25 protein-coding genes and 1 pseudogene are annotated in these 24,066 nt (G+C 48.6%); 11 read left to right on the top strand and 15 right to left on the bottom strand.

The genetic code is table 11. The features are described 5' to 3' along the window. Positions 1-176: 176 nt before the first annotated feature. The 3 genes from ACFODX_RS00765 (at position 177) to ACFODX_RS00755 (ending at position 4,981) form a co-directional block, all read left to right on the top strand. Positions 177-3,701, top strand: coding sequence for a hybrid sensor histidine kinase/response regulator (locus ACFODX_RS00765; RefSeq protein ID WP_378115061.1), 3,525 nt, complete (start codon positions 177-179; stop codon positions 3,699-3,701). A gap of 12 nt (positions 3,702-3,713) precedes the next feature. Beyond that, complete coding sequence (locus tag ACFODX_RS00760) at positions 3,714-4,625, top strand: response regulator (protein WP_378115059.1); 912 nt, start codon at positions 3,714-3,716, stop codon at positions 4,623-4,625. A 110-nt stretch (positions 4,626-4,735) separates the two neighbouring features. After that, entirely contained in the window at positions 4,736-4,981 is a 246-nt protein-coding gene (locus tag ACFODX_RS00755; protein ID WP_378115057.1) for a type II toxin-antitoxin system CcdA family antitoxin, read from the top strand. Between the two features lie 229 nt (positions 4,982-5,210). Here the strand turns inward: ACFODX_RS00755 and ACFODX_RS00750 are convergent, their stop codons facing one another. After that, positions 5,211-5,546 (bottom strand): DUF2489 domain-containing protein, encoded by a 336-nt coding sequence (locus ACFODX_RS00750; protein WP_378115055.1) that lies wholly within the window; start codon positions 5,544-5,546, stop codon positions 5,211-5,213. 85 nt (positions 5,547-5,631) lie between these two features. Then, positions 5,632-5,850, bottom strand: a complete 219-nt coding sequence (locus ACFODX_RS00745; protein WP_378115053.1) for a hypothetical protein — start codon at positions 5,848-5,850, stop codon at positions 5,632-5,634. A 72-nt stretch (positions 5,851-5,922) separates the two neighbouring features. On the opposite strand from ACFODX_RS00745, the pseudogene ACFODX_RS00740 reads away from it, so the two are divergent. After that, positions 5,923-6,099 (top strand): annotated as a pseudogene (locus tag ACFODX_RS00740) (response regulator transcription factor); the annotation flags it as partial. 184 nt (positions 6,100-6,283) lie between these two features. Here the strand turns inward: ACFODX_RS00740 and ACFODX_RS00735 are convergent. The 3 genes from ACFODX_RS00735 to pdxR are packed head-to-tail and all read right to left on the bottom strand — an operon-like array spanning position 6,284 to position 8,685. Next, positions 6,284-6,796 (bottom strand): GNAT family N-acetyltransferase, encoded by a 513-nt coding sequence (locus tag ACFODX_RS00735; RefSeq protein WP_378115051.1) that lies wholly within the window; start codon positions 6,794-6,796, stop codon positions 6,284-6,286. Positions 6,797-6,837: 41 nt separating this feature from the next. Continuing rightward, positions 6,838-7,167, bottom strand: coding sequence for an antibiotic biosynthesis monooxygenase family protein (locus ACFODX_RS00730; protein WP_378115049.1), 330 nt, complete (start codon positions 7,165-7,167; stop codon positions 6,838-6,840). 36 nt (positions 7,168-7,203) lie between these two features. After that, a complete protein-coding gene (gene pdxR, locus ACFODX_RS00725) occupies positions 7,204-8,685 on the bottom strand; it encodes a MocR-like pyridoxine biosynthesis transcription factor PdxR (protein WP_378115047.1) in 1,482 nt (493 codons plus the stop codon). A 101-nt stretch (positions 8,686-8,786) separates the two neighbouring features. Here pdxR and ACFODX_RS00720 point away from each other — a divergent pair, with 101 nt between their 5' ends. From ACFODX_RS00720 to ACFODX_RS00710, 3 genes are all read left to right on the top strand, one after another. After that, entirely contained in the window at positions 8,787-9,458 is a 672-nt protein-coding gene (locus ACFODX_RS00720) for an FMN-binding negative transcriptional regulator (protein ID WP_378115045.1), read from the top strand. A gap of 150 nt (positions 9,459-9,608) precedes the next feature. After that, the gene (sugE, locus tag ACFODX_RS00715) at positions 9,609-9,929 is read left to right on the top strand and encodes a quaternary ammonium compound efflux SMR transporter SugE (protein WP_378115043.1); all 321 of its coding nucleotides are present in this window, start codon (positions 9,609-9,611) and stop codon (positions 9,927-9,929) included. Positions 9,930-10,072: 143 nt separating this feature from the next. Next, positions 10,073-10,498, top strand: coding sequence for a GNAT family N-acetyltransferase (locus ACFODX_RS00710; RefSeq protein WP_378115041.1), 426 nt, complete (start codon positions 10,073-10,075; stop codon positions 10,496-10,498). Between the two features lie 554 nt (positions 10,499-11,052). On the opposite strand, the gene ACFODX_RS00705 is transcribed toward ACFODX_RS00710, so the two are convergent. Together ACFODX_RS00705 and ACFODX_RS00700 are read right to left on the bottom strand one after the other, a co-directional pair. Beyond that, on the bottom strand, positions 11,053-11,307 hold the full coding sequence (locus ACFODX_RS00705; protein WP_378115039.1) for a GNAT family N-acetyltransferase: 255 nt from the start codon (positions 11,305-11,307) through the stop codon (positions 11,053-11,055). Position 11,308: 1 nt separating this feature from the next. Further along, positions 11,309-11,770: a GNAT family N-acetyltransferase gene (locus ACFODX_RS00700; RefSeq protein WP_378115037.1), complete on the bottom strand. Its 462-nt coding sequence runs from the start codon at positions 11,768-11,770 to the stop codon at positions 11,309-11,311. A 275-nt stretch (positions 11,771-12,045) separates the two neighbouring features. On the opposite strand from ACFODX_RS00700, the gene ACFODX_RS00695 reads away from it, so the two are divergent. Together ACFODX_RS00695 and ACFODX_RS00690 are read left to right on the top strand one after the other, a co-directional pair. Further along, the gene (locus tag ACFODX_RS00695; protein ID WP_378115035.1) at positions 12,046-15,438 is read left to right on the top strand and encodes a glycosyl hydrolase; all 3,393 of its coding nucleotides are present in this window, start codon (positions 12,046-12,048) and stop codon (positions 15,436-15,438) included. A 116-nt stretch (positions 15,439-15,554) separates the two neighbouring features. Next, complete coding sequence (locus ACFODX_RS00690; protein WP_378115033.1) at positions 15,555-16,112, top strand: PEP-CTERM sorting domain-containing protein; 558 nt, start codon at positions 15,555-15,557, stop codon at positions 16,110-16,112. A gap of 35 nt (positions 16,113-16,147) precedes the next feature. Here the strand turns inward: ACFODX_RS00690 and ACFODX_RS00685 are convergent, their stop codons facing one another. The 3 genes from ACFODX_RS00685 to ACFODX_RS00675 are packed head-to-tail and all read right to left on the bottom strand — an operon-like array spanning position 16,148 to position 17,675. Next, positions 16,148-16,606, bottom strand: a complete 459-nt coding sequence (locus tag ACFODX_RS00685) for a GNAT family N-acetyltransferase (RefSeq protein ID WP_378115031.1) — start codon at positions 16,604-16,606, stop codon at positions 16,148-16,150. A 34-nt stretch (positions 16,607-16,640) separates the two neighbouring features. After that, entirely contained in the window at positions 16,641-17,048 is a 408-nt protein-coding gene (locus ACFODX_RS00680) for a GNAT family N-acetyltransferase (RefSeq protein ID WP_378115029.1), read from the bottom strand. Positions 17,049-17,078: 30 nt separating this feature from the next. Continuing rightward, on the bottom strand, positions 17,079-17,675 hold the full coding sequence (locus ACFODX_RS00675; RefSeq protein WP_378115027.1) for a CPBP family intramembrane glutamic endopeptidase: 597 nt from the start codon (positions 17,673-17,675) through the stop codon (positions 17,079-17,081). Between the two features lie 175 nt (positions 17,676-17,850). Between ACFODX_RS00675 and ACFODX_RS00670 the strand changes: the two genes are divergently transcribed. Then, positions 17,851-18,750: an aspartyl/asparaginyl beta-hydroxylase domain-containing protein gene (locus tag ACFODX_RS00670; protein WP_378115025.1), complete on the top strand. Its 900-nt coding sequence runs from the start codon at positions 17,851-17,853 to the stop codon at positions 18,748-18,750. A gap of 116 nt (positions 18,751-18,866) precedes the next feature. On the opposite strand, the gene ACFODX_RS00665 is transcribed toward ACFODX_RS00670, so the two are convergent. From ACFODX_RS00665 to ACFODX_RS00650, 4 genes are all read right to left on the bottom strand, one after another. Beyond that, a complete protein-coding gene (locus ACFODX_RS00665) occupies positions 18,867-19,430 on the bottom strand; it encodes a pyridoxamine 5'-phosphate oxidase family protein (protein WP_378115023.1) in 564 nt (187 codons plus the stop codon). Between the two features lie 10 nt (positions 19,431-19,440). After that, on the bottom strand, positions 19,441-20,571 hold the full coding sequence (locus tag ACFODX_RS00660) for an aspartyl protease family protein (protein WP_378115021.1): 1,131 nt from the start codon (positions 20,569-20,571) through the stop codon (positions 19,441-19,443). A 6-nt stretch (positions 20,572-20,577) separates the two neighbouring features. Next, positions 20,578-21,060 carry a glutathione peroxidase gene (locus tag ACFODX_RS00655; protein WP_378115019.1) on the bottom strand — a complete coding sequence of 161 codons (483 nt, stop codon included), beginning with the start codon at positions 21,058-21,060 and terminating at the stop codon, positions 20,578-20,580. Between the two features lie 87 nt (positions 21,061-21,147). Next, positions 21,148-21,975, bottom strand: a complete 828-nt coding sequence (locus tag ACFODX_RS00650) for a 3-keto-disaccharide hydrolase (RefSeq protein ID WP_378115017.1) — start codon at positions 21,973-21,975, stop codon at positions 21,148-21,150. 248 nt (positions 21,976-22,223) lie between these two features. Here ACFODX_RS00650 and ACFODX_RS00645 point away from each other — a divergent pair, with 248 nt between their 5' ends. Next, on the top strand, positions 22,224-22,757 hold the full coding sequence (locus ACFODX_RS00645) for a DUF3833 domain-containing protein (protein WP_378115015.1): 534 nt from the start codon (positions 22,224-22,226) through the stop codon (positions 22,755-22,757). Here the strand turns inward: ACFODX_RS00645 and ACFODX_RS00640 are convergent. Continuing rightward, on the bottom strand, positions 22,744-23,904 hold the full coding sequence (locus ACFODX_RS00640; protein ID WP_378115013.1) for a transglutaminase domain-containing protein: 1,161 nt from the start codon (positions 23,902-23,904) through the stop codon (positions 22,744-22,746). The genes ACFODX_RS00645 and ACFODX_RS00640 overlap by 14 nt on opposite strands. Positions 23,905-24,066 lie beyond the last annotated feature (162 nt).

Here is a 24,066-nt window from a genome sequence, read left to right as displayed (position 1 = left end):
CAATAGAAACAAGAGATCTAGCGCAGGGAAAACAACCGGAATTGCTGATTAAAACCGCAAGATAAAAAAATCAGGGCGCAGGTATGCACCAAAATATGACAGCCAGTTAATGGCTTGCATGAAAATAAAGCAGAGCAGACACCTCAAGCGCAGCAATTAAAAATGGCGGCAACAAAATGACAGCCAAACAACATATATTTCGTGTGCGGCGCAATTACAACCAGTGGGTGGCCAACCAAACCCTGGAAGATTACGCGCTGCGTTTTACCGCGAAAAGTGCGCGGCGCTGGTCGGCGGCCAGAGTGGCCACCACAGCCTTGGGGGCGATTTCATTTCTGGCGCTGGAGGCCATAGGCGGTGCAATTACCCTGCACTACGGTTTTAACAATGCCGTCGCTGCCATTCTTGCGGTGAGTGCGATTATTTTTCTCACCGCCATTCCTATTAGCTACTACGCCGCAAAATACGGCGTGGATATAGATTTGCTCACCCGCGGCGCCGGTTTTGGTTATATAGGCTCCACCATCACCTCGCTGATTTACGCCTCCTTCACTTTTATTTTTTTCGCGCTGGAAGCGGCCATTATGGCCATGGCGCTGGATTTATTATTTGGCATTCCGCTAGCGTGGGGTTATCTCATTAGTTCGGTGGTAATTATCCCGCTAGTCACCCACGGCATTACCTTTATCAGTCGCTTCCAATTGTGGACACAACCCCTGTGGATTTTGTTACAGCTATTACCTTTCGTTTTTATTATTTACGCCGATGCCAGCGCCGTAGAAAGTTGGACTGAATTTTCCGGCGGTTTTTCCAACGACAATAATGGGGCAGCGGCAGGAGTAAATATTTTATTGTTTGGCGCTGCATCTGCCGTCATATTTTCGCTGATTGCACAAATTGGTGAGCAGGTGGATTTTTTGCGCTTTCTACCAACACCTAAACCACAAACCCGCTGGCGCTGGTGGGCGGCATTAATTGCCGGTGGACCGGGTTGGATTGTGATTGGTGCAATAAAAATTTTGGCGGGGTCATTCCTGGCGGTGCTGGCACTTAACCACGGTATTAGCAGTGAAGAAGCCGCCGACCCGACACGCATGTATATGGTGGCATTTAGTTACATTGCCAATTCACCGGAAGTGGCGTTAGCGGTTGCGGGAATTTTTGTCATCCTCAGCCAATTAAAAATTAATGTGACCAATGCTTATGCCGGCTCCATCGCCTGGTCCAATTTTTTTTCGCGCCTGACCCACAGTCATCCGGGCCGTGTGGTCTGGCTGGTATTTAATGTTGCTATCGCCCTGCTGCTCATGGAATTGGGAGTTTACCGCGCGCTGGAACAAACCCTGGGTTTTTACGGCATAGTGGCGGTAGCCTGGCTGGGCGCATTGGTGGCAGATTTAATTATTAATAAACCACTGGGTTTAAGCCCCAAACATATCGAATTTAAACGCGCCCACTTGTACGACATCAATCCGGTGGGGGTTGGCTCCATGTTAATCGCCTCAGTGATGGGCATTGTGTGTCATGCCGGTGTGCTGGGCGATATTGCACAGGCGCTATCCCATTTTATCGCTCTGGGTTTGGCGCTCATTTGCGCACCGCTCATTGCGCTGGCCACGGGCGGGCGTTATTACCTTGCGCGGCCAGTCACCGGTATTAATTCTGCAGAGTACCGTTATTACGAGCCGCAAAAAAATGCCACCGTTTCCTGCTGTATTTGTGAACACCGGTTTGAATATGAAGACATGACCTACTGCCCCGCCTATGCCGGTGATATTTGTTCACTCTGCTGCTCACTGGATGCACGCTGTAATGATTACTGCAAACCCGAAGCAAATTACAACCAGCAGCTGCGCCGGTTTTTTGCGCGCTTTTTGCCGGCAACTGTCAGTGCCAATATTAATTCCCGCCTCGGCCACTTTGTTATTTTGGTGGCGATTATTAACGGCCTCTCGGCAATACTGTTATCGCTCATTTATTTCCAAACGCCGATTGATGCACCGGAAACGGCAGCGCTGCTGGAGGCCACGCTATGGAAAGTATTTTTTCTGTTAGTGATTATCACCGGTGTGGTGAGTTGGTTGTTTGTATTGGCCCATGAAAGCCGTGTGGTGGCGCAGGAGGAATCGCAGCGGCAAACGCGTTTGTTAATGGAGGAAATTGAAGCCCACGAACGCACCGACCGCGCCCTGCAAACCGCCAAAGAACAAGCCGAGGCCGCCAACCTTGCCAAAAGTCGCTACCTCACCGGCATTAGCCATGAATTGCGCTCGCCGTTAAATGCAGTATTGGGTTACGCCCAACTGCTGGAAAAAGCCACAGATATTCCCGCCAATCGCAAAGAGGCCTTAGCGGTAATTCGCCGCAGCGGTGAACACCTTGCCGATTTAATTGAAGGCTTGTTGGATATTTCCAAAATAGAAGCCGGGCGATTGGATTTGCATCAGGATCAAGTGCGTTTGTCATTGCTGATTGAGCAATTGGTACATATGTTCCGCTTGCAAGCTGAAGCGAAAGGGCTGGAGTTTGTGTACGAATGCAAAGATCGCCTGCCAGAGTTAGTGCGCACCGATGAAAAGCGCTTGCGTCAAATTTTAATTAACTTGTTATCCAACGCGGTGAAATATACCCACAAAGGCAAAGTGATTTTTAAATTGCGCTACCGCAGCCAAGTCGCAGAATTTACCGTGATAGATACTGGCGAGGGCATAGCCACCGAAAATATTGAACGCATTTTTCGCCCCTTTGAGCGAGTGCATCGCCCCGGCTCCACCGCAACCGGCACAGGTTTGGGTTTAACCATTACGCGCTTGCTGTGTGAAATTATGGGCGGCGATATTGCCGTAAGCAGCAAGCTGGGTGAAGGGAGCCAATTTAAAGCGAGTTTAATGCTGGCAAGCATCGCCAACCCGCAGCGCGAAACTATAAATCCACCTGTACAAACTATTTATGGTTATCGCGGCCGGGTGCGCAAATTATTAGTGGTGGATGATGATGCGAGCCATCGCCAACTTATGCGCGCCATGCTCACGCCGCTGGGTTTTGAATTAACCGATATGGATAACCCGCTGGACGTTGCCGGTTATTTGCAACAACAAATGGCGCAAGGCCAGCAGCCGGATTTAATTATGCTGGATGTCTCCATGCCCGGCATGAGCGGCTGGCAATTAGCTGAACAATTGCGCGCCCTTGCATTTAGTGGCCCGATCATAATGGTTTCTGCCGATGCCAGTGAAGGCAAATCCCACAGCGACACACCCGAGCAAGCACCGCACAATGCCTATGTCATTAAACCGGTGCGCTTACCGCTGCTGTTGGATCATGTGGGCAACCTGCTTAATCTCACCTGGTGTTACGAGCAACAGAACGTCCACGCCAATAACAACACAAACATCAGTATTCACAGCAATACCAATAGCGAACATTCGCGCAATCAGTTAATCAGCAGCGACAAATTAATAATCAGCGCACCTAGTAATAAATCGGTAGAAATTACTCAATCCAAACTGCAACACATAAAACAGCTGGCGGCCATTGGCCACAAAAAAGGTTTACTGGACGCACTTGTACAGCTGGCCAGTGAATCAGGCGATGATGAAGTCAGTTGGCTGGAGGAATTGCAACGGCTAAGCGCGCAATTCCAATTTGAAAAAGTCATTGAAATGATTGATGAACAACTTTCCGGTGAGTTAACTCACTAAGCGGAGCAAGGCATGATGAACAACAGCAATGTAGTATTGGTAGTAGACGATTCCATCGACAGCATTCATATGCTGAACGATGTATTGGAGGATGCAAAATTTACCGTACTGGTTGCACTGGAAGGCACACAAGCACTGACCATCACCCAAAATATTCGCCCGGATATTATTTTGTTGGATGCCGTCATGCCCAATATGGATGGCTTTGAAACCTGCAAACGGTTAAAACAAAACCCGCAGCTCGCCGATGTGCCGATTATTTTTATGACGGGATTAAGTGATACCGAACACATCGTTAAGGGGTTGGGCGCAGGCGGTGTGGATTACATTACCAAGCCGATTAAAGCCGACGAATTAATTGCACGCATGCAAGTGCATTTAGCCAATGCGCGCATCACCCAAAGCGCACGCGCCGCACTGGACACTGCCGGCCAATATTTATTCACCATCAACGCGCAAGGCAATCTGGTCTGGGCTACGCCCCAGGTTTATCAACTATTGGACAACTCCGGCGCAACCCGGGATTCCATTGCACTCACACCAGCCATTGCCCAACAGCTGCGCGACTGGTTAAGCCACAAACCCGAAAACGGTCGCCAACTCGGCTTGCAACAATTGCAGCAGGAATTGTCGGTAGAAATGCTGAATTTAATCGATGGCAAAGAATACCTACTGCGCCTGACACCCGCCCACAAACCCACCGACGACACCCAATCCCTCAAACAACAATTCGCCGTCACCGGCCGCGAAGCCGACGTACTCCTCTGGATAGCCAACGGCAAAACCAACCGCGAAATAGGCCAGATTTTAGAAATGAGCCCGCGCACAGTGAATAAACATCTGGAACAGATCTTTAAAAAATTGGGCGTGGAGAATAGAACCTCGGCAGCGGCAGTGGCGATTAAGTGTTTGGCGCGGGGGTGACCGGTAAACCAAAACCTTCTCTACCCAAGGACAACAACACTCGGCCCGGCATATTGCACTTTAATATTCATGCGCATAGGGTATGCAGATACCTTGTGCGGACAAATATCATGAATCGAACCTACAACACCCAAGCCCCCAAAAAGCCCGTTAATGTCAGTATAAACAGCGACTTACTTGAAAGGGCCAAAGGGCTTAGCATCAACCTATCTGCAATATTTGAGCAGGCATTGGCTGAACAATTACGAAAAGAACAACGTGCACAATGGCTGCAGGAGAACGCCGAGGCCATTAAAAACTACAATCAATTTATTGAATCCAACGGAAGTTTTAGCGACGGCTTAAGGAAATTTTAATCACCCAGTTCTACTCCTATAGAAACTCAAATACCGGAACCTACTCCGCGAACAATTTTATGATTTTTCAATATATCGCGATGAAATTATTACCTCCGTGGTCTTTACGATTCCTAGTATTTAATAAGAACTGATTTTATGGAAAACCTTTGCACATAAAAAAACAAAACACCACTTACAAACAATCGTGCGCAAGTACGAAACGCTGAAACAGTTCTGAATTCAATCATTACACATCGAATCTTTCTATAATGGATTTACAATTCGACAAAGAAAATTCCTTTGCCCAGTGAATAGATTGTTCTATTTCCAACTCGTGTTCATTAAGCGCTTCCTGAGACCAATACTGCCGTGCCGCTCCAAGTGGAAGATGATCAACTTCCGAAGCTACTGCCGTAAAAGCAAAAAAGTCAGAGTCATTTTCAGAAAGTCCGACTTCAAACCTTAAAGAGGATAATTCAACAGCCCCCTCCAGATAATCTATTGAACCATCAAGCATCCCTCGAGCAAGCTCCACCGCCCGACAGCGTTGCTTTTGTATATATTCTTCGCGACTCATTTTCATAATTTTTTAATGTCGTTTTTAATGGCAGCTATTAAGTTGTGGTTTTGTAGAATACTTTTGCGCGGAAAAACTAAAACTCCACGATTTAAAAACCTTCTAGAGCATGAAACTGTAAAGGCTCATACTCCTCAATGCTGAGTACGATATTACCCTCTAAAGCATTTTCAAATCGATGCCCAATTACACCGCGAAGAATTACATTACCACTTTCACTATCGTGATGCTGCTTAAGTTTGAGTGTAATTTCGCGCCGTCCACAATTTACGCCATACCCATAGATATTGAAATCATGAAAACTCTTCATGCTACTCCTGCATAACATTAGGTTCAGTTGCGGATTGTAGGTGGTGCGTTACGATAAACCTGACGCAGTGATGAAGCCGACGTACTCCTCTGGATAGCCAACGGCAAAACCAACCGCGAAATCGGCCAAATTCTGGAAATGAGCCCACGTACAGTGAATAAACATTTGGAGCAAATCTTTAGAAAATTGGGTGTGGAGAATAGAACCTCGGAAGCGGCAGTGGCGATTAAGTGTTTGGCGCGGGGGTGAAATCTACTTTTTATGAAAAGTAGATTTCACCAATTAAATATTTTTAATTACGTAGCGCGCGCTTCGCGAAGCAAGCCGCCGGGCGGCGGCTTTCGGCCATGAGCGGAAGTTGGAGTGAGGCCACCCGTTTCGGCATCGCGTGTACGACTGGAAAAATAACTCTGACCTGGATTGAGAAAAAAGTTTAAATAACACACTGCATGATCACGTCTCGTTGCGGGTCATCCCCCAAGGTGAAGACATGCTCTCCAACTTCAACAAATCCGGATTTTTTATAAAAGGAAATTGCACGCGGATTTAGCTCCCAAACACCGAGCCAAATAACATTTTTTCCTAACCCCTTCAATTCCTGCATACAGGCTTCCATTAAATTTTTTGCGATACCTTTCCCATGGTATGCACTGGAAACATAAAGCCGCTGAATCTCTCCTGGTGCGTTCCCGCAAACACAATCCGGTACTGAATCCCAACGAAGCTGGGCATACGCAATCAGCCTCTTATTTTCTTCCACCACCAATGTGACCGTATTTAGATCAACAATTTCGCCGTATTGAATTTCTTTGCCGTAGCTAGATTGACAGTGGCTATCCATATTTTCTATCGAATTCATTGCGCCAAATGTTGCTCTGAATGTTTCTTCCGCAAGCTCTGCCAACGGAGCCGCATCAGCGGAGTTGGCTTTTCGTATGATATACATGGATAGCACCTTGAACATTAACGTTAATTGAGACTAACAAACTAAAGCGGTGGAACTTTCGCAATGGGAAGATCAAGAGTGCCATCACCGTAGGTTCGTAACACTTGTGATATCACTACCTGATACCCTTTAAGCCATTCTCCTTGTTTCGCTTTTGCAATGTTATGACTTGGATTGTTCATTAGCTCCTTTAAACCATCCATACTTTCCCAGTAGTAAACATTGGACACCAGCCCTGCATCGTTATTCATCCAGGATTCTTCGCCAAGATATCCGACGGAATTCTTCGCAGCCTCGGCAATTTCTTTATCGAGTTTGAAAAACTCCTCATTGAAATCACCCTCTTTAAAAATAAAAGTTGCCGAATACATAGTTCACTCCTAACAATATAATTAACACGGTTATTTCTATGCAGCATTGTTGAACTGCTTCAATACTTTTTTTAGTTTTCTTGCTGCGGCCTTAAGCTGGTCTTGTGAAAATCCGCCAAATCCCATCATCAATCCTGAAAGTTTTAAGTTTGCCGAACACATCGGTGAAATTGCCCTAACAGCAATTCCTGCTAACCGGGCAGCTTCAGCAATTTGGATATCATCTATCCCTTCTGGAAGCCAAGCCACAATATGCATTCCTTGGTCAGCCGGTTGAACTTTTAACTCGGGGGCTTCTTTTTCAAGAGCGCCGATTAACACTTCCCGTCGCTCTCCATAAACACTTCGAATGCGGCGAATGTGAGCATCGAAATAACCTTCACTCATATATGCAGCAATAACATGCTGCTCAGTGGAAGGCGATCCGCGCCCCATTAAGGCACGAGCACCAATAAAACTCGCCACCAAACTGTCTGGCACTACCATGTAACCAAGACGAAGTGATGGTGCTAACACTTTGCTAAATGTTCCTAAATAAATTACTCGCTCACTATCCAAACCCTGCATTGAAGGAAATGGATATCCTGCATAGCGCAGCTCACTATCGTAGTCATCTTCAACAATCCAGCTATTGTATTTTCGAGCCCATTCAACCAAGGTCAGCCGCCTGGACATGCTCAATGGCATCCCAATTGGATATTGATGAGACGGTGTAACAAATACAGCTTTAGCGTTCGCCGAAACTTCAATAGCTTTAGCTACGTTGAAACCCTGATCATCAACAGGGATTCGATGCAACTGAACATTTAAATCTTCTAATATTGAAATCAATCCTGGATATGCAGGATCTTCTGCTAACACCGAATCGCCATTTGACAACAATACTTTGCTTGCAAGATAAAGCCCTTGTTGCGCACCTTCAGTGATTACAATATTTTCTGGTTTACAAAGCACTGCGCGAGACTTCCGCAAATATTCTGCAATGGATTCACGTAGTGAAAGCAAACCGCTAGGATCACTGTAACCAGTCAATGCAGCTGATTGTGAACCTCTAATTCGATTGCTTAGCTTCCGCCAATGCTCATCCATCGCCACTTCCCCTTCGGGAACTGCAATAGCAAATGGAGCTGAAGGCAAGGGATTTAATTTATTTAGAACAGCTGCATAACGTTGTGCCGATTCGGGAATTGGTATTGGAGAGGTGGGCTTGGTCATTGAAGATGGCAATACATGTGGCATGAGGTCATGAAGAGCGGCCGCCACCTGAGTACCAGATCCTGTCCGAGCTTCCAGGCATCCTTCTGCAATCAATTGCTCAAACGCATCACTTACGGTGCCACGAGATAACCCCAGAGTCTCTGCCAGTGTCCGTGTGGATGGCAACCGCTCGCCAACCGCTAGGTGCCCTTTAGAAATAGCATCCCTTAATGCATCAACCAACTGCTTGCCTAGATGTCCTTGCGTGCGATCTATGGCCCCCAATGCCGGAATCTGGCTCATTACAGGACGCTTAGGCATATCAAACTCCAATATTTTCTCAAGCAATTGGCTCGCTCTGCCTACATCAAAGTGGACTACTAATATTTGATTTAAATGGCACTACATAATAGACCATTTAAATGGAAAATATACCTGGTCGTCAACTAGTGAGAAAAAATCAAATGTACTGCCCGCGCGCATTCCGAGAAGAGCGATTGGATATCCTTCATGAACTGATCAAGGCCTATCCGTTGGCAACATTGATAACCAACGGGCCTAACGGCCTCATGGCTAATCTCATCCCTTTCTCTTTAGTCCACGATGGAAAGAATGGAATTTTGCAGGCGCATGTTGCACGAAACAACAGTCAGCTTGACTCCATTCGAGAGGCGAGCGAGGCGTTGGTGATTTTCCAAGGCCCACAGTGCTACGTGACGCCATCATGGTATCCATCAAAAGCGAAAGATGGAAAGCAGGTGCCCACCTGGAACTTTGTAATGGTTCAAGCCAGAGGAAAACCGACAGTAATTGAAAATACTAGCTGGCTCCTCACCCAACTCAATAATTTGACTTCGCATCTCGAAAGCAGTCGCGATCATCCATGGAGGGTATCCGATGCCCCTGAAAATTATATTGCTGCTCAACTGAAAGGACTTGTGGGCATTGAAATTCCTATAAGTACAATCGAGGGAAAGTGGAAGGTTAGCCAGAACCGATCAGAGATAGATCGCAAAGGAGTTATTGCTGGCCTGCAAGCAGAAAACGCATGTCCAGCGATGTCGCAATTAATGAATTCGAATTTCAATACTTAACTGCAAAAAATAGTAGGAGGTGAATGGCCACTAAAAAATAAATCAACACTCATTGAGGCTGCATAAAAACAGCATCTGTCCAATGAGGTAAGGACGACCTTACCTGTCTTTTGCATCGGGGACGGCCCCACTTAATTTCAGGATAGGTTTATGAATTGGTTTATTCTTATCATTGCAGGTTTACTCGAAGTTGGCTGGGCGATTGGCCTTAAATACTCTGATGGTTTTACAAAACTATGGCCGTCTATTTTCACTATCATCGGAATCGTATTTAGCCTTGGGCTATTAAGTATTGCCATGAAAGGATTACCTATTGGAACTGCCTATGCAGTGTGGGTGGGGATTGGAACCATCGGAACAGCAGTGCTCGGAATTATGCTTTTCGGTGATTCAGCTAATGCGTTCAGATTAATAAGCCTTACATTAATCGTTGCTGGAATAATTGGATTAAAGCTGGCCTCTCCAGCCTGATCAAAAATACGCTACATTTTTCATAGGGCCGTATAGCCCATATTGTCAGTCTGCTGGCTGAATCAAAGTAAAAGCCTGAAAGATTTTTTAAAGAAATGTATGAAAGCGTGCCCGCACAAAGGGCAAATACGAGGAAGACTGAATTGAATTTTGCAATATTAATCGCCAACACCGATCAAGAAATCAATTCCTGCTTTTCAGTTTTTAAAGAATTGAGACCAACATTGAATTATCAGGAGTTCCTTCCTCAGGTTAGAAGACAAGAGAGTCAGTCTTATCAGATTATTGCCATTCGTCAACATGGTGAAATCAAGAGTGTAGCAGGCTTTCGATTTTGTGAGTTTTTTGCGTGGGGCAAAGTACTTTACATTGACGACCTTGCAACACTTTCGAGCGACAGGGGACATGGTTACGCTAGTTCACTGTTAGCTTGGTTAATCGAATATGCTAAAACAGAAGGCTGTAAAGGTGTCCATTTAGACTCCGGATATGCTCGCCACGCTGCGCATCGTTTATATTTGCAAAAGGGTTTTAGACTCAGCGGTCATCACCTTTCCTTAGAGTTCTAAAAACATGCTTACTACTTTACTTACGTATCCGTCACTTCGCTCAGTTATCCAAGTCTCAGTATGCACGCTGGCTATATAGACGCAAAGCAAGAGTTGATTGTTGCTTTCGCGCACTGGCCAGAGCGTTTTTTTATCTGACATTCAGAATTACTTAATACAAACGCGTAGGTAGATTTTTCTGGTGCGTAGCCAACGCTGCATCAAAAAGTAAAATAAGTTTTTTGCCTCCAACGAGCATGTGATGGCCAAGTCATTACATGCTATTTATTTTTGAAATTTTCAGAATTAACATCTGGTCGTATGCCAAATTTTACAGGAGGCCATAATTAATTAAGGTCCGCTTTGGGCACGTTTCTGCCCTTCGGCGGCTTGCTCCGCGAAGCGCGCCCTACAGATACCAACCTATCGTTCTGGTATTAGCATATTGAGGGCCACCAATCTGTACGGCTCTTAAACTCTTATTACACGGATTTAGATTACAAATCCATTACTCCACATAACACATGCGTCATAAACAACATAGCACTGACCGACATGTTGCTTCGGTTAAAGCGTTATTCATCCCGAACCTTACTGTAATGCAACTCATTAAAAACCGAGGCGTTTTTGTAAATCGCTTTTTGCAATACGGCTTCTAATCTATAGCCGCTGTTCTCCAACACCTTAGCGGATGCGTGGTTTCCCTCCATGACTGAGGCGTAGAGCCGGCTCAGGTCGGTGGTTTCAAAGAGGTTTGTGGTGAATTTTTTTAACGCTGCAGAGGCGATGCCTTTGCCCCAATGAGGGCGGGCTACCCAGTTGCTACACACCTTAGCCCAACTCAATCTTCATCAAAGTCGCCTGGCCGCCGCGATAGGATTCTTGTGCGATAAATTGCCAGCCCAGATTTTTATAAAAGTGTTCCTGATCCGGTGTGAATAAATAGAGGGGGCTGTAGCCGAGGGTTTTGGCTACGGTGACCACTTTATTCACGAGTAAGGCGCCTATGCCGCGTTTGCGGTAATCCGCATGGACATAGACGCTGGCGAGCCAGGGTGATAATTCCGGGTGGCTGTCCATGTCGCTTTCCACCAAAGCGGCAGTGCCTAATACCCTGTCGCCCTCCACACAGATGTACATGCTGGGCATGGCCTCGCCGCGCAAATAGCGCTGCATTTTTTCGATGCGTGTTTGTACTGTACCACCGGGATTTAAATAGCCCCACTCGGCGTGATGCCATTGGGCGATGGTGGGTATGTGTTCCGGCGCTGAGCGCAAATTAATAATTTTCAACGATTGGCCTCCACCGTTTTAGTTTTTTTACTGAATTCAATACTAGCGAATAAACAGATTTTTTCTCAGATCAAATGATTCACTCATGCGCCAAATACCTTGCCTGTCCCAGAAAAACAGCCGGTTTATTGCAAAGTGGAACCGTCCCACCTTGATATTCCAGTCAATTTGGGACGATTTCAATGCGCGCCCTACTTAGATTGGGACACCGCTCAGCTGAGGATTGGAGCGGCTTTAACTCTAACAATAATGATGCACAATCAATAGGACATCACATGAAACAGTTACGCAAAGCCCTGCTTGCTCTGGGGGCCAGTGTTATTACACCCATTGCTTTTACCTCCATCGCCATTTCCCCCGTTGCTGTTGCCAATGTCACCGCTTACGGTGCGGGCAATATTGCCAACGCACCTAACCCTGCGGGATACAAATGTGCGACTGATTATGGTTACTGGATTTACAACGCCGGTTTGGTTAAACCCGGCGTAAGTAGCTGTAACCCGATTGGTTCGCCAACACCCATTTACCCACAATTAGTTGCACCGGCGGCCGACAAACCCACCATGACCCATCGCTGGTGGGGCTCTATTTCGTTTATGGGCGAGATGAAAATTGGCGACCCCAACGGCGCGGGTTACATAACACCAGACCCTATGACCGCGCGCATCACTGATCGCGGTGTGCGCATTTTGGGAATACCCGGTGGTTTGCGCACTAATCCAACCGCCACACAATATTCCATTCCCGATCCCTTTAATGAAGTGTTTGATGGCATAGCCGTTGGCAATAGCGATTACAACAATCTGGAAGCCTATTTAAAAGATTACAGCGATGGCTCAGTGACCGTGCAATGGCAAAGCGCGGGCACGGCAGTGATGGAAGCCACTTTTGTACATGGCTCGCCCTACGCCTATTTCACCGCGCTCAAAGGTAATTTGCAGCTGCGCACCAAAGCGGCGGACGGCGGCGAGAAAGGTGTGTTTTATCAAGCGGGAAATAGCTTGGGTGTGTGGACGAACGTTGCGGGTAATCACAATAATTTTTTAATTACCGGTCACGATGCCACCAGTTTCAGCAACCCAAATACCGCAACGATTGGTGTGAACAACGCCAGTAAACGCATGACTGTTACTCTGCTTCCGCAAATATCCGGCAAGCCTTCCACCGCGATGATTCAGGATTTTGCCCAGCACGCGACCCAGCGGGTGGACAAGGTCAACATCACCTACGCGGTTAATCGCAACACCAATAAAGTGACTGTCACTCACAGTTATCAATTTAATGGTGTGCCAGTAACTACCATGGCGGGCCTGCTGCCCATGGCGTGGAAAAATGCCACGCAACAAGCCTTTACGCCTTACAAAGTGCGCAGTGCGCGCGGTGTGACTAAATTTGCGGCGACCAAAAGTTTTAGCTACACCATTCCCTTTGTGGGTGTACTGCCCTACTTGCCGGAAAATATTGGCGACTACGATGAAGCCCGTTTGCGTCAATTGGTGAATGAATTTATTAACCAGGATCCCGCCAGTTGGAATACGTTTACCGATACTTATTGGGCCGGAAAAAATTACGGCAAAATCGCAGAGCTTGCCGCGATTGCACGCTCAATTGGCATGACCGCAGAAGCGGATCAATTAATTCAATGGCTCAAAGCCGAATTGCAAGATTGGTTCCGCGCCAATACCAACGGCGGTTTGGATACCACCAAATATTTTGCCTACGACAACAACTGGAACACGCTGCTTGGTTTTGATGAATCCTTTGGTTCACAACAACAATTAAACGATCACCATTTTCACTACGGTTATTTTGTGCGTGCCGCTGCAGAAATTTGTCGCGTAGAAGCCAGCTGGTGTAGTGCAACCCAATACGGGCCTATGGTGGAATTATTAATTCGCGATTACGCCGCCGCGCGCAACGACAGCATGTTCCCCTATTTGCGTAACTTTGATCCTGCGAATGGTTTTTCCTGGGCATCCGGCCACGCCAATTTTGTGTTGGGCAACAATAACGAATCCACATCGGAAGCCGCTAACGCTTACGGCGCGATGGTGCTTTACGGGCAAATCACCCGCAATAAAGCCATCACCGATCGCGGCATGTATTTGCATGCATCCTCCACCGCCGCCTATTGGGAGTATTGGAATAATATTGATCGCTTCCGTGGTTTAGGTGGCGATTACGATAACTTTGATTCCGCTTACCCCAAAATGACCACCTCCATTATTTGGGGCAACGGCCATGTATTTTCCACCTGGTTCAGCGGTGCCTACGCGCACATTTTAGGTATTCAAGGTTTGCCCCTGAGCCCATTGGTATTTCACATTGGCCAGCATGCAGATTATTTGGATAAGTATGTTGAGCTGGGCTTGAGCCAATCCAGCAATGGCAAACCTTCGGGTTTAATTGATGATCAATGGCGCGATGTGTGGTGGAATATTTGGGCGATGAGCAACGGTGAAGCCGCCGTGGAGGACATGCTCGCCTACAATTTTAATTACACGCCTGAAGCCGGTGAAACCAAAGCCCACACTTATCACTGGGTGCACACATTAAAACAACTCGGCCATTTAGCCACGGGCACAGGTGCATTAACCGCATCCAGCCCCAGCGCCGTTGCATTTAATAAAAATGGTTTGCTGACGTACATCGCTTACAACTTTGGTTGCAGCCCGCAATATGTGCGTTTTTCCGATGGCATGACATTAAATGTACCGGCCAATAGTTTCCGCATAAAACGCACCGGTGAAACACCCGATGCATTGCCCACCTCAACCAGTTGTACACCGACTACGGGCAGCAGCAATAGCAGCTTGGCAAGTTCGGTGACCAACAGTGTGACTTCATCAAAAGCCAGCAGCTCCGCAGCAACTTCGGTTGCAACATCAGCGGCAAGCTCAGTGACTACATCGAGTGCCATTGCAAGCTCAAGTGTAATGTCATCCAGCAGTACGCAGGCATCAAGCATCGCCAACAACAATCAATATGGTCACACAGTTTTGAGTAGTGACAGCCTGCGCTTTTTTGCCAACAACGCGGCCTGGGCGGATATTCATTTCACGGTGAATGGCGGGCCACAACAAAATATTCGCATGACACACAGCAGCGACAATTCCAATTATTACGAATTAACCGGCATCCCCGCGGGTGCAAGGGTTCGCTACTTTATGACTATCGCCCAGGAAATTGGGGCAATGGATACGCCCTGGGCTGAATTGATCATGAGTGGAAATAATCAATCCAGCGCGCCCGCCAGCAGCTCATCCAGCAGCAGTTCGGTTGCCGCGTTCAGTCGATTAATTGAGGCAGAAACCTACGCATTTATGTCCGGGCTGGAATTATTTCCCTCGGCGGATGCCGGCGGTGGCCAAGTGGTAGGCGCGATTGATAGCGGTGATTGGATGGCCTTTACCAATATCAACTTTCCGTCATCCGGCAGTTATTTGGTGGAGTACCGAGTTGCCAGCCCGAGTGGTGGAATGCTGTCGCTGGATTTGAATGGCGGTTCAATTGTATTGGGCAGCGCGGCGATTCCAGCCACTGGTGACTGGGGCAATTTCACTACCATCAGCCACACGGTGAATATCAACGCAGGAACATTCAATGTTGGTATTTATGCACAGCAAGGTGGTTGGAGCATTAATTGGTTGCGCATTACCAAGCTCTGAAAATTAACTATTGAAGATAATTAACTTTTTAATTAATCAGTTTTCAATCACTCAAACACACCCTGTCACTGCAGCATAAACAGTGGCAGGGTTAACCAGAAAACCAATGGATATTTATGATGAAAAAAATAATTTCTACCTTTGCAATCACCGCCAGCCTGTTGCTCAGCACCCAGGCAAACGCCGTTATTATCGATGCCTCTACCATTATTCCCGATGAAAATATTTTATTGAATTTTAATGGCCTGGATTGGGTTTACGCTGGCCCTATAGGTACGGGTGAGTGGGGCGAAGGCAATATTGAAGCGCCTGAATATCGCGCCAGTGAAGGCTGGCGTTATGCCACTGAAACCGAGTGGGCCATGCGCCCGGATTGGACGGATTTTATTATCGGCAATGCCATTATTAACCCTGAATCCAGTTTTGGCGATCATTCACTCTATCGTTTTGCAGCGGAATACTGGAGCAACTTTAATCACATCGATTTAAGCGATGCCTCCATGGGTTTGATCACCAACGGCTTTGATATTGGCTCACTGGAAGACGCCTGGGAAACCTGGTACGTGCGCGACAGCCGCGCCAGCACCCCGGTGCCCGAGTCATCCTCCATCATCCTGCTGAGCCTGGGTTTACTCGGCCTTGTGTACTCGCGCAGAGTAAAAAATAATAAATAAAAAATTCAAAGCGCCGCACAAAAGTGCGGCGTTTTTTATTCGCTAATTACATGCTTGTTGTAAGTAAAAAACACATCATCCCTAACCCACCCCAAGGATTCATATAAGCTTTGGGCAGTGAGGTTTGTTTTTGCCGTTGTCAGATCCATGCGTTTCATGCCGGCGCGTTTTGCCTGCGCTTCTGCCGCTAACAGTAGTGCCTTTCCTGCACCAATTCCCCGCTGTTCCGGGTGCACAAATAAATCATAAAGCACATAAATAGGCGCCGCTATTACCGAGCAAAAACTGGGATACAGCTGACAAAAACCCACAGCCTCACCTTTAAACTCCGCTAACAGAATCACTGACTCGTTATTTCTGATTCGCGCTTCGATAAAACCTTGCGCCAGTGTCTGGTCTGGTGCCTGTTCATAAAACTGGCGATAAAGATTGAATAAGTTTGCAACAGCAGCGACATCACTTGCACTCGCCTGTTTGATAACCAGATTAGTCATAAAGATTCCTTTTAGAAGGTTAAACGTAAAAATATCAACGCATTGTCAGCCGCATTAATTGCATGCCGCCTACATCGGTGCCAAAACCAAATTGTTGATAGTAGCTCTGCAATTCCGGCAGGCAGTAGAGTTCAAGGTGTTTTACGCGGGCAAGCCTGGGGTGGTGTTTTACGTACTCCACCAACTGCGAGCCAATTTTGTGGCCGCGATAATCTTCGCTCACAATAACGTCGAACATAATGGCTTTAAAAATGCCATCGGTTAATACCCGGGTAAAACCGATCAAATTATTTTCAGCATCAATAACACCAAGAGTGAGCGAAGAGCCGGCAAGTACAGCGCTGACTTCTTCCAGTGTGCGGGTGTTTGACCACCATTGTTGCAAATAGAGTTGGTGCAACTGTGGTTGATGATGTGGCTCAAGCGATTCAATAATTTTCATATGGTGATTGCACAGCAAAAGAAAAATTCATCAGGATAAAAAGGCGTTTTTCACCGGAGGAGGCAAACCCAACCACTGGGGATATTTGATCATCACCCCCAGTGCAATCAGGTCATAGACCGCGTGCCAGATAATCACCAGCATGGCACTTTGGGTGTAGTGGTAAACAATACCAAACGCCAGCCCCATTAGTGTCGCCGCAATAAAATAAGCCCAGGACAAAAAGTGCAGCAGGCCAAATACCAGGGCAGGTATAACAATCGCCAGGGGTACAGATAAATAGCCGGTCAGCCCGCCCTGCAGGGCAAGGCGAAATAACAACTCCTCCCCCACACCCGCGAGCAGTGCAACACAGGCGATTTTGGCCCAGGAATAGTCGGCAAAATGCAGGGTGATTTTCTGCATATCCGCCAAGAGGCTGGCAGCAAAACGCCCGGCATGGCGATACATGAGGTAGATAAGCCCATAGGTGAAAAGTGCCGCCAACACCGCCAGCAGCGAGTCCACCAAGGGCGAAAAAACCCATAATTGCCAGTGAATTTCGCCAAACCCGAGCGCAAGGGCGCCCACCAGCAGAATGGCCAGCTGGCTGACAACAACCTCGCCAAAGCGTAATTTTCTTTCCATAGATCCCCTGTTATTACTGAAAAATAGCGCTAAATAGTGGCGTCTGGCGGCAGAGTGAACATTTTGTACAACCCGGGCGCCTCGCCGTGCAATTCTCTTACATTTGTCCATTGAAAAGCCAAAACCGCCTGATTATTCTGCGCGCCGTTTTAGCTTGCCCCCGGAGAGATGACAAATGGGAATTTTTATACTGGCTATTTTTGTAGTTTCAGCCATTTATATCCAGAATCGGGGTGCTGTACAGCACGACCGATGGACGCGCAAAATCACTGATCACGCCAACTTTTTAGCCCCTATCAATTGCCTGTTTTATATTTTTGGCAAGGATAAAAAAACCGCTTATTTGGAGCCTGACGATTTTCCCGAGCTGAAAATCCTGCAGGACAACTGGGAAACCATTCGCGATGAAGCATTGAACCTGAATGCCGAGGCTAAAATCAAAGCGTCCGATAAGCTGGACGATTTGGGTTTTAACTCTTTTTTCAAAACCGGCTGGAAGCGTTTTTACCTGAAATGGTACGGCGCCAACCTGAAATCCGCTGAACAGCTCTGCCCCAAAACCGTCGCGCTGATTAATCAGGTGCCCAACATTAAAGGCGCCATGTTTACCATGCTGCCACCGGGCGCACGCCTGGTAAGGCATCGCGACCCCTACGCTGGCTCGCTGCGTTATCACCTGGGTTTATCCACCCCCAACTCCGAAGATTGTTTCATCAGTGTGGATGGCCAAAAATATTTTTGGCGCGATGGCGAAGCGGTCATGTTTGATGAAACTTATATTCACTACGCACAAAATAAAACCGATCAAAACCGTATTATTTTGTTTGTGGATATAAAACGCCCGGTGAATTTCTTTCTGGTCGATTGGTTTAACGAACTGTTTTCCCGCCTGGTAGTGGCCGGTTCAGCCACCAAGAATATGGACGGCGATAAAGTAGGATTTTTAAACCGCGCCTTTGGTACGCTGTATAAAATTCGCATGCTGGGCAAGAAACTGAAAGCCTTTAACCGCACTCTGTATTATCTGGTGCAATACAGCATGTACCTCGCGCTCATTTACTGGATTTTCTTCTAAAAAAATCTGCAAAAAAAGCAGCTTTTGTAGCTGCTTTTTTTGTTTTTACTCTGTTGTTTTACTCTTTTTTTGTAAGCCTTGTGTATCGATTGTTTTCAATAACTCGCCGGCCACAGCTACGACTCGCCTGCAGTAATCGCCTTATCAATACCCGTCGCTATACCATCCAGACTGAAGCGATTTTTCTCGCGCCAATAATGGCGAATATCTGCCTCACCTTTTTTATTGGCCCATTGGTTTAACTGTTCGCGCTCACCCTGGTAATCAAAAAAAGGCACTGCCATACCGCAGGAGGTTTGCACCAGATCTACCTGCAAATCAAAAATCTGCCGCGCGCCGGTATTGGCAGGAAACTGTGCGTAAAGGGCGGGCCACTCGGCATCGGTGCAATGAATAGCGCGCGCCGTGCCATAGAGGCGCAAGATCATGGGCGCGCCTTCAAATGCCGCAAACATAATTGTCATGCGCGGATGGGTTTGCAGGTGCGCTGCCGTTTCATTGCCACTGCCCGTCACGTTTAACCAAATCACCCGGTTGGCGCCCAGTACACGCAGGGAATCCATACCCTTGGGGGAAATATTTACCCGGCTGGTATCGGTGGCTGTGCCTACAAAAAATAGTTTTTGTCTGGCGATAAAATCCTGCAGCTCAGTTGATATAGCTTCATAGCGTTTACCCATTTGTCGCTCCTTAATGACGTTTGCGCAAGCGCAATTGCGCTGCGTCCTGATCTATTACAAATTCAAAGCGGCCCAGAATATCCACACCGAGCAAACCATCAAACGGCGCGCTGCTGTCCATGGGCAAACGCGCAAGTAAATGCTTAGGGAAATCCAGCGAAGCGAGGCGCAGGTTGTTCACCACAAACACATAACTTTCTACTGTGCCGCTTGCGGTGTTGAGGGTGATGGGTTTGGTATTGCGCACCAGGTTGTGATGCCGCTCCACAAAACTGGACGTAAGCCCGCTGATGGATGCCCCTGTATCCAACAGCAGGCGCGCGGCAATGCCATCAATCTCCAGCGGAACCAAAAACTGGTTGCCGTACCGCTGCAGTGCGAGGGTGACTTCTTCGCCACTTGCCACGCCGCCCGCCGTATCGCCATTGATTACCAGCAGCAGCGCCTGTGCCCGCGTGTGAGTGTCCTGCTGATTGGCGGCCATCAGCGCGTGGTATTGGGAGAGTTCTTTGTCCTTCGCCTCCCAGTGCATATTGGCAAGGCGCAAATGCAGCTCGCCGTTGTCCGGCGTCAGGCGGATCACATCATTTAACTGCTGCATTAACCAGTCTGCCTGCTCCTGTGCAAACACCGGGTTCGCCGCGAGGCGCAGCAGATAACTGGCAAGGTATTGCAGGCCGTCCTGCAGCTGCTGGGCATCCACTTCCTGAGCGACATAATCAAACCAGCTGGCGATGGCCAACACATGGCGCCCCTGCTCTTCGTACACCCGCGCCAGCAAGCGCAGCGCTCTGGTGTGTTGCGCATCCGCAGCGGGTAATTGTGCGAGCAGTTGTTCCAGCAACTGTGCCGCTTGTGGGTAATTGCCCAGGGCGATCCAGCGATTGGCCTGCTCCAGCGGGGTTAATAGAGCGGCACTGGATATAGCCAGTGCCGCGGCAGGCGATGAGCCGGGGGATGTCGCCGACTCAGGTATTGGCGAGCCGCCAAGGGACGGGGTTGCGAGGGCTTGTGGCGCGGCGCCTGCAGCTAGCGGCTCACCAGCGCCGGCCCCGGCTTGCAACTGGTGGCGATAGTCATTTGCGTAAAACCCCGCCGCAAACGCAGCGAGGCACAGCGCCAACACTCCCGGTGTACGCATGGCGAATCAGTTTTTTAACAGCGCCTGGATATCATCGGCCAGGGCTTCCGGTTTGGTGATGGGGGCAAAACGTTTTACCGCATCGCCCTGGCGATTGATTAAAAACTTGGTGAAGTTCCATTTGACCGCATTGCCCAGCAACCCCGGTGCCGCATCCACCAGCCATTTAAACAGCGGGTGCGCCTCGCTGCCGTTGACATCTACCTTGGCAAACATAGGAAAGGTCACGCCGTAGTTGAGCTGGCAGGTCTGGGCGATTTCCGCAGCATCGCCCGGCTCCTGGCCGCCAAATTGATTGCAGGGAAAGCCGAGGATGACCAAGCCATCATCTTTGTAGCGCTGATAAAGCGCCTCCAAACCAGCGTATTGAGGGGTAAAACCGCACTGGCTGGCAGTGTTCACCACCAGCACCAGTTTGTCGCGATAGTCAGCCAGCGCAACCGGTTCGCCGGACAGTGATTCAGCAGAAAAAGTATAGAAAGGGCTCATAGCGTTTCCTCATAGGGAGATGAGCCCAGACTGCCCGCCCCATGGTTTTTAATCAAGGGGGTTCTGACCGTGAAGCGGGTTGGCAGATCAGTATTCGGCGGCGGGTTTATCCAGGCTCTTGATGTAGATGTTGCGATAAAAAGTCTCTGCACCTTCGGACTGGATCTGCAATTTGCCGCGCTGGAGCGGGACGTATTTGCCATCCACTTTATGGCGAGAGTTAAAACCGCGGAATACTTCGTGACCGTTCACCTTGTGGATCAGCGTTTCGCCATCGGCGATCACTTCCATAGTGTCCCACTCGCCACTCGGTTTTTCGTGCAAGCCGAGTTTTAATACGCGCGCGGCAATGTCTTTGCGCAGTGGCGCTTTGGGGTCGTAGGCGTAAAACTTCCAATCGCCGATATTGGTATCGGTGGCGTGTACATCAATAATCACCCCGTCCAGGCTGTGATAATCGCCGCTGTCACCCTCCTGCACCTGAAATTCATGGCTGCGCAGCCAATGCTGGCTCTGGGCGCCCTCTGGCCCTACCGCAAAATACAGCAGGCCGCTGTCGCGCGGGGCATCCAAACGCGGCGGCCATTTTTGCTCGCCCCACTTCACCTCGAACTTCAAATGAAACGCGCCAAACTCCTCGTTGGAAGTTAAGCCGCCCCACTCTTCCCCCGATACCCGCAGCAGGCCATCCACCACCGTGAATACTTTTTTCGGATCATTGTTGATGCCGCGCGGTGTGTGTTTGGAGACCAGATTGTAGGCGTTAGTCTCGGGCTGGAAACTCACATAAGGCTGCCAGCCGGTGAGGTCTTTGCCATTAAAGAGAGAGCGCCACTCGCCCGTCCCGGCCGCTTGCAGCGGGGTGCTTAATACCAGTGCGAGCACGCCGGCCCAGGCGGATCTAGATACTTTCATTGCAATTCCTCTTGTCGCTGTTTCTTGTTGTAAGTGCGGCAGCCTAGAGGCTGGGGCGCGGCGAGTCCATATAGGCAAATAGACAATTACAGTCTTTTACCTGTGAACACCGGTGATCCTGCCTATGACTGGCGGCGTATCTAGTTTTAACAATATTGCGTTCACCAATGTTCAGCGGCAGGCCGTTTTTAGCGGTCGTCCATGTAGATTTTTAACCATGCAGGAATGCCCAATAAAGGCCCAACCCCATGCGCACCTTGTGGAAATCGCTCTTTTTTTCAGGCTTGATACTTATGCTCTCCTCTTGCTCCAGTACGTCCATTAACGACTACACCAACAACACACCGGTGCTTGATCCCAAGCAGTTTTTTAACGGCTCGCTCAGCGCTCACGGCGTGTTAAAAAATCGCAGCGGCAAGGTGACGCGGCACTTCAATGCCAGCATCAAAGCCTATTGGGTGAATGGTGTGGGCACACTGGAGGAGCGCTTTGTATTTGATGATGGCGAAGTGCAATTTCGCACCTGGAAACTCACACCCAACGGCGAGGGTTACGATGCCACTGCCGGCGATGTGATAGGCACAGGCAAAGCCAATGTCAGCGGCAATGCTATGAAACTGGATTACACCCTGGAAATCACCTACAAAGATTCACCGCTGCAACTGCAGGTAGAAGACTGGATGTGGCAAGTGGACAACAAGGTGCTGCTCAACGAATCCATCCTGCGCAAGTGGGGCTTTAAAGTGGGCAGCATTCAACTGGTTATTGTTAAAAACGAATAGTGCTTAATTGATACACCTTGTCGCGCATATGTTCCGCGTTTTGTTTATCGCCCAGCGCATCGTAAATAGTCACCGCCAAGCGATAAAAACGCACTTCATCTTTTTCTTTTTTAATCGCAGCTTTAATTAAACCGAGCGCTTTGGTGTAGTCCTGCTGATCAACGGCGTCTTGCGCGCGGCGATACATGTAATAGGGGTTGGCGTTGCGGTGTTTGCGCACTCGCTCCTGATAATATTGCTGCCGCTCTGCATTGCCGGTTTCTTTATACAAACCCGCCAGGTTATGCATGATGGTGTAATCCCTGGGGTTTACTTTCAGGCCATGCAAATAGATAGCCTCAGCCTCAAGCAAAAACCCCTGGCGGCGATAAAAGCTGCCGAAGTTGCTCCAGATATAACTTGGCTCCTCGCTCATTAACAGCGCTTTGCGCAAATACAAAAACGCATTGCGACTGTCGCCCTCCGCCGCCAACTCCATACCGCGATTGGAATAAAACTGGGCAGCGATCAAATCCTTGCCAATCACTTTTTGTTTGTAATGAGCGCGAAAGCGACGCATCTCCAAATCCACCACTATGTCAGCCACGTCGGCGGTATTCACGGCGCGCACCCAGGAGCGCAGGCCACCACCGGACATAAATACCTTGGCGTTGACATGCCGCATAAATAAATAGGTGTCGCCTTCACGCATATCCCAGGTCGGCGGCAGGATCACCTCATTCACCTCGGCCTTTAAACCCAAGTGACGCGCCATGGCCACATACAGCAGGGTGTAACTCAGGCAATTGGCCTGGCGCTTTTCAAAGGCATCAATACCCGTGTTAGTGGTGTACGCCGAATAGGTAATACCGCGCCCACCCAACTGCGTGGAGGTCATCAACGCCTGATGCAGTGCCTCGGCTTTTTTATCCGCTGTTGTTTCTCCCGCTGCGGCGGCCTCGGCAAAGGCTTCCATCTCCGGCGTCAAGGCAAACAGCTCATGGTCCGGCAATTCGCTCGCGCTATAGGGGCGCCCTAAAATCAATTCTCCCGAGAGCGCGCGGCTCACCGGCCCCTGATCTCCCATCAAGGGCACCTTTTGCACCACTGCAGAACAACCGCAGAGACTGAAGTAGAGAAAAACCGCAAAAAACCGCCATAGACTCATGGTTATTTATCCTGATCGAGGGGCTTGTCTGTTATTGAGTATAGCCGGCAACGGGCGGGTATCTAGGCGCGCCAAACGCACTAGCCCATTGACTGCAAAGGTTTTTTACACAAAAACAGCAAGGCCCCTGCAGATTCACCAATCACTCACTCAGGTTCGATT

Source organism: Cellvibrio fontiphilus, assembly GCF_042646205.1.
GTDB classification, from domain to species: domain Bacteria; phylum Pseudomonadota; class Gammaproteobacteria; order Pseudomonadales; family Cellvibrionaceae; genus Cellvibrio; species Cellvibrio fontiphilus_A.
Note: the sequence above shows the minus strand (reverse complement) of the source record. Positions and strands in the feature narration are given on the sequence as shown.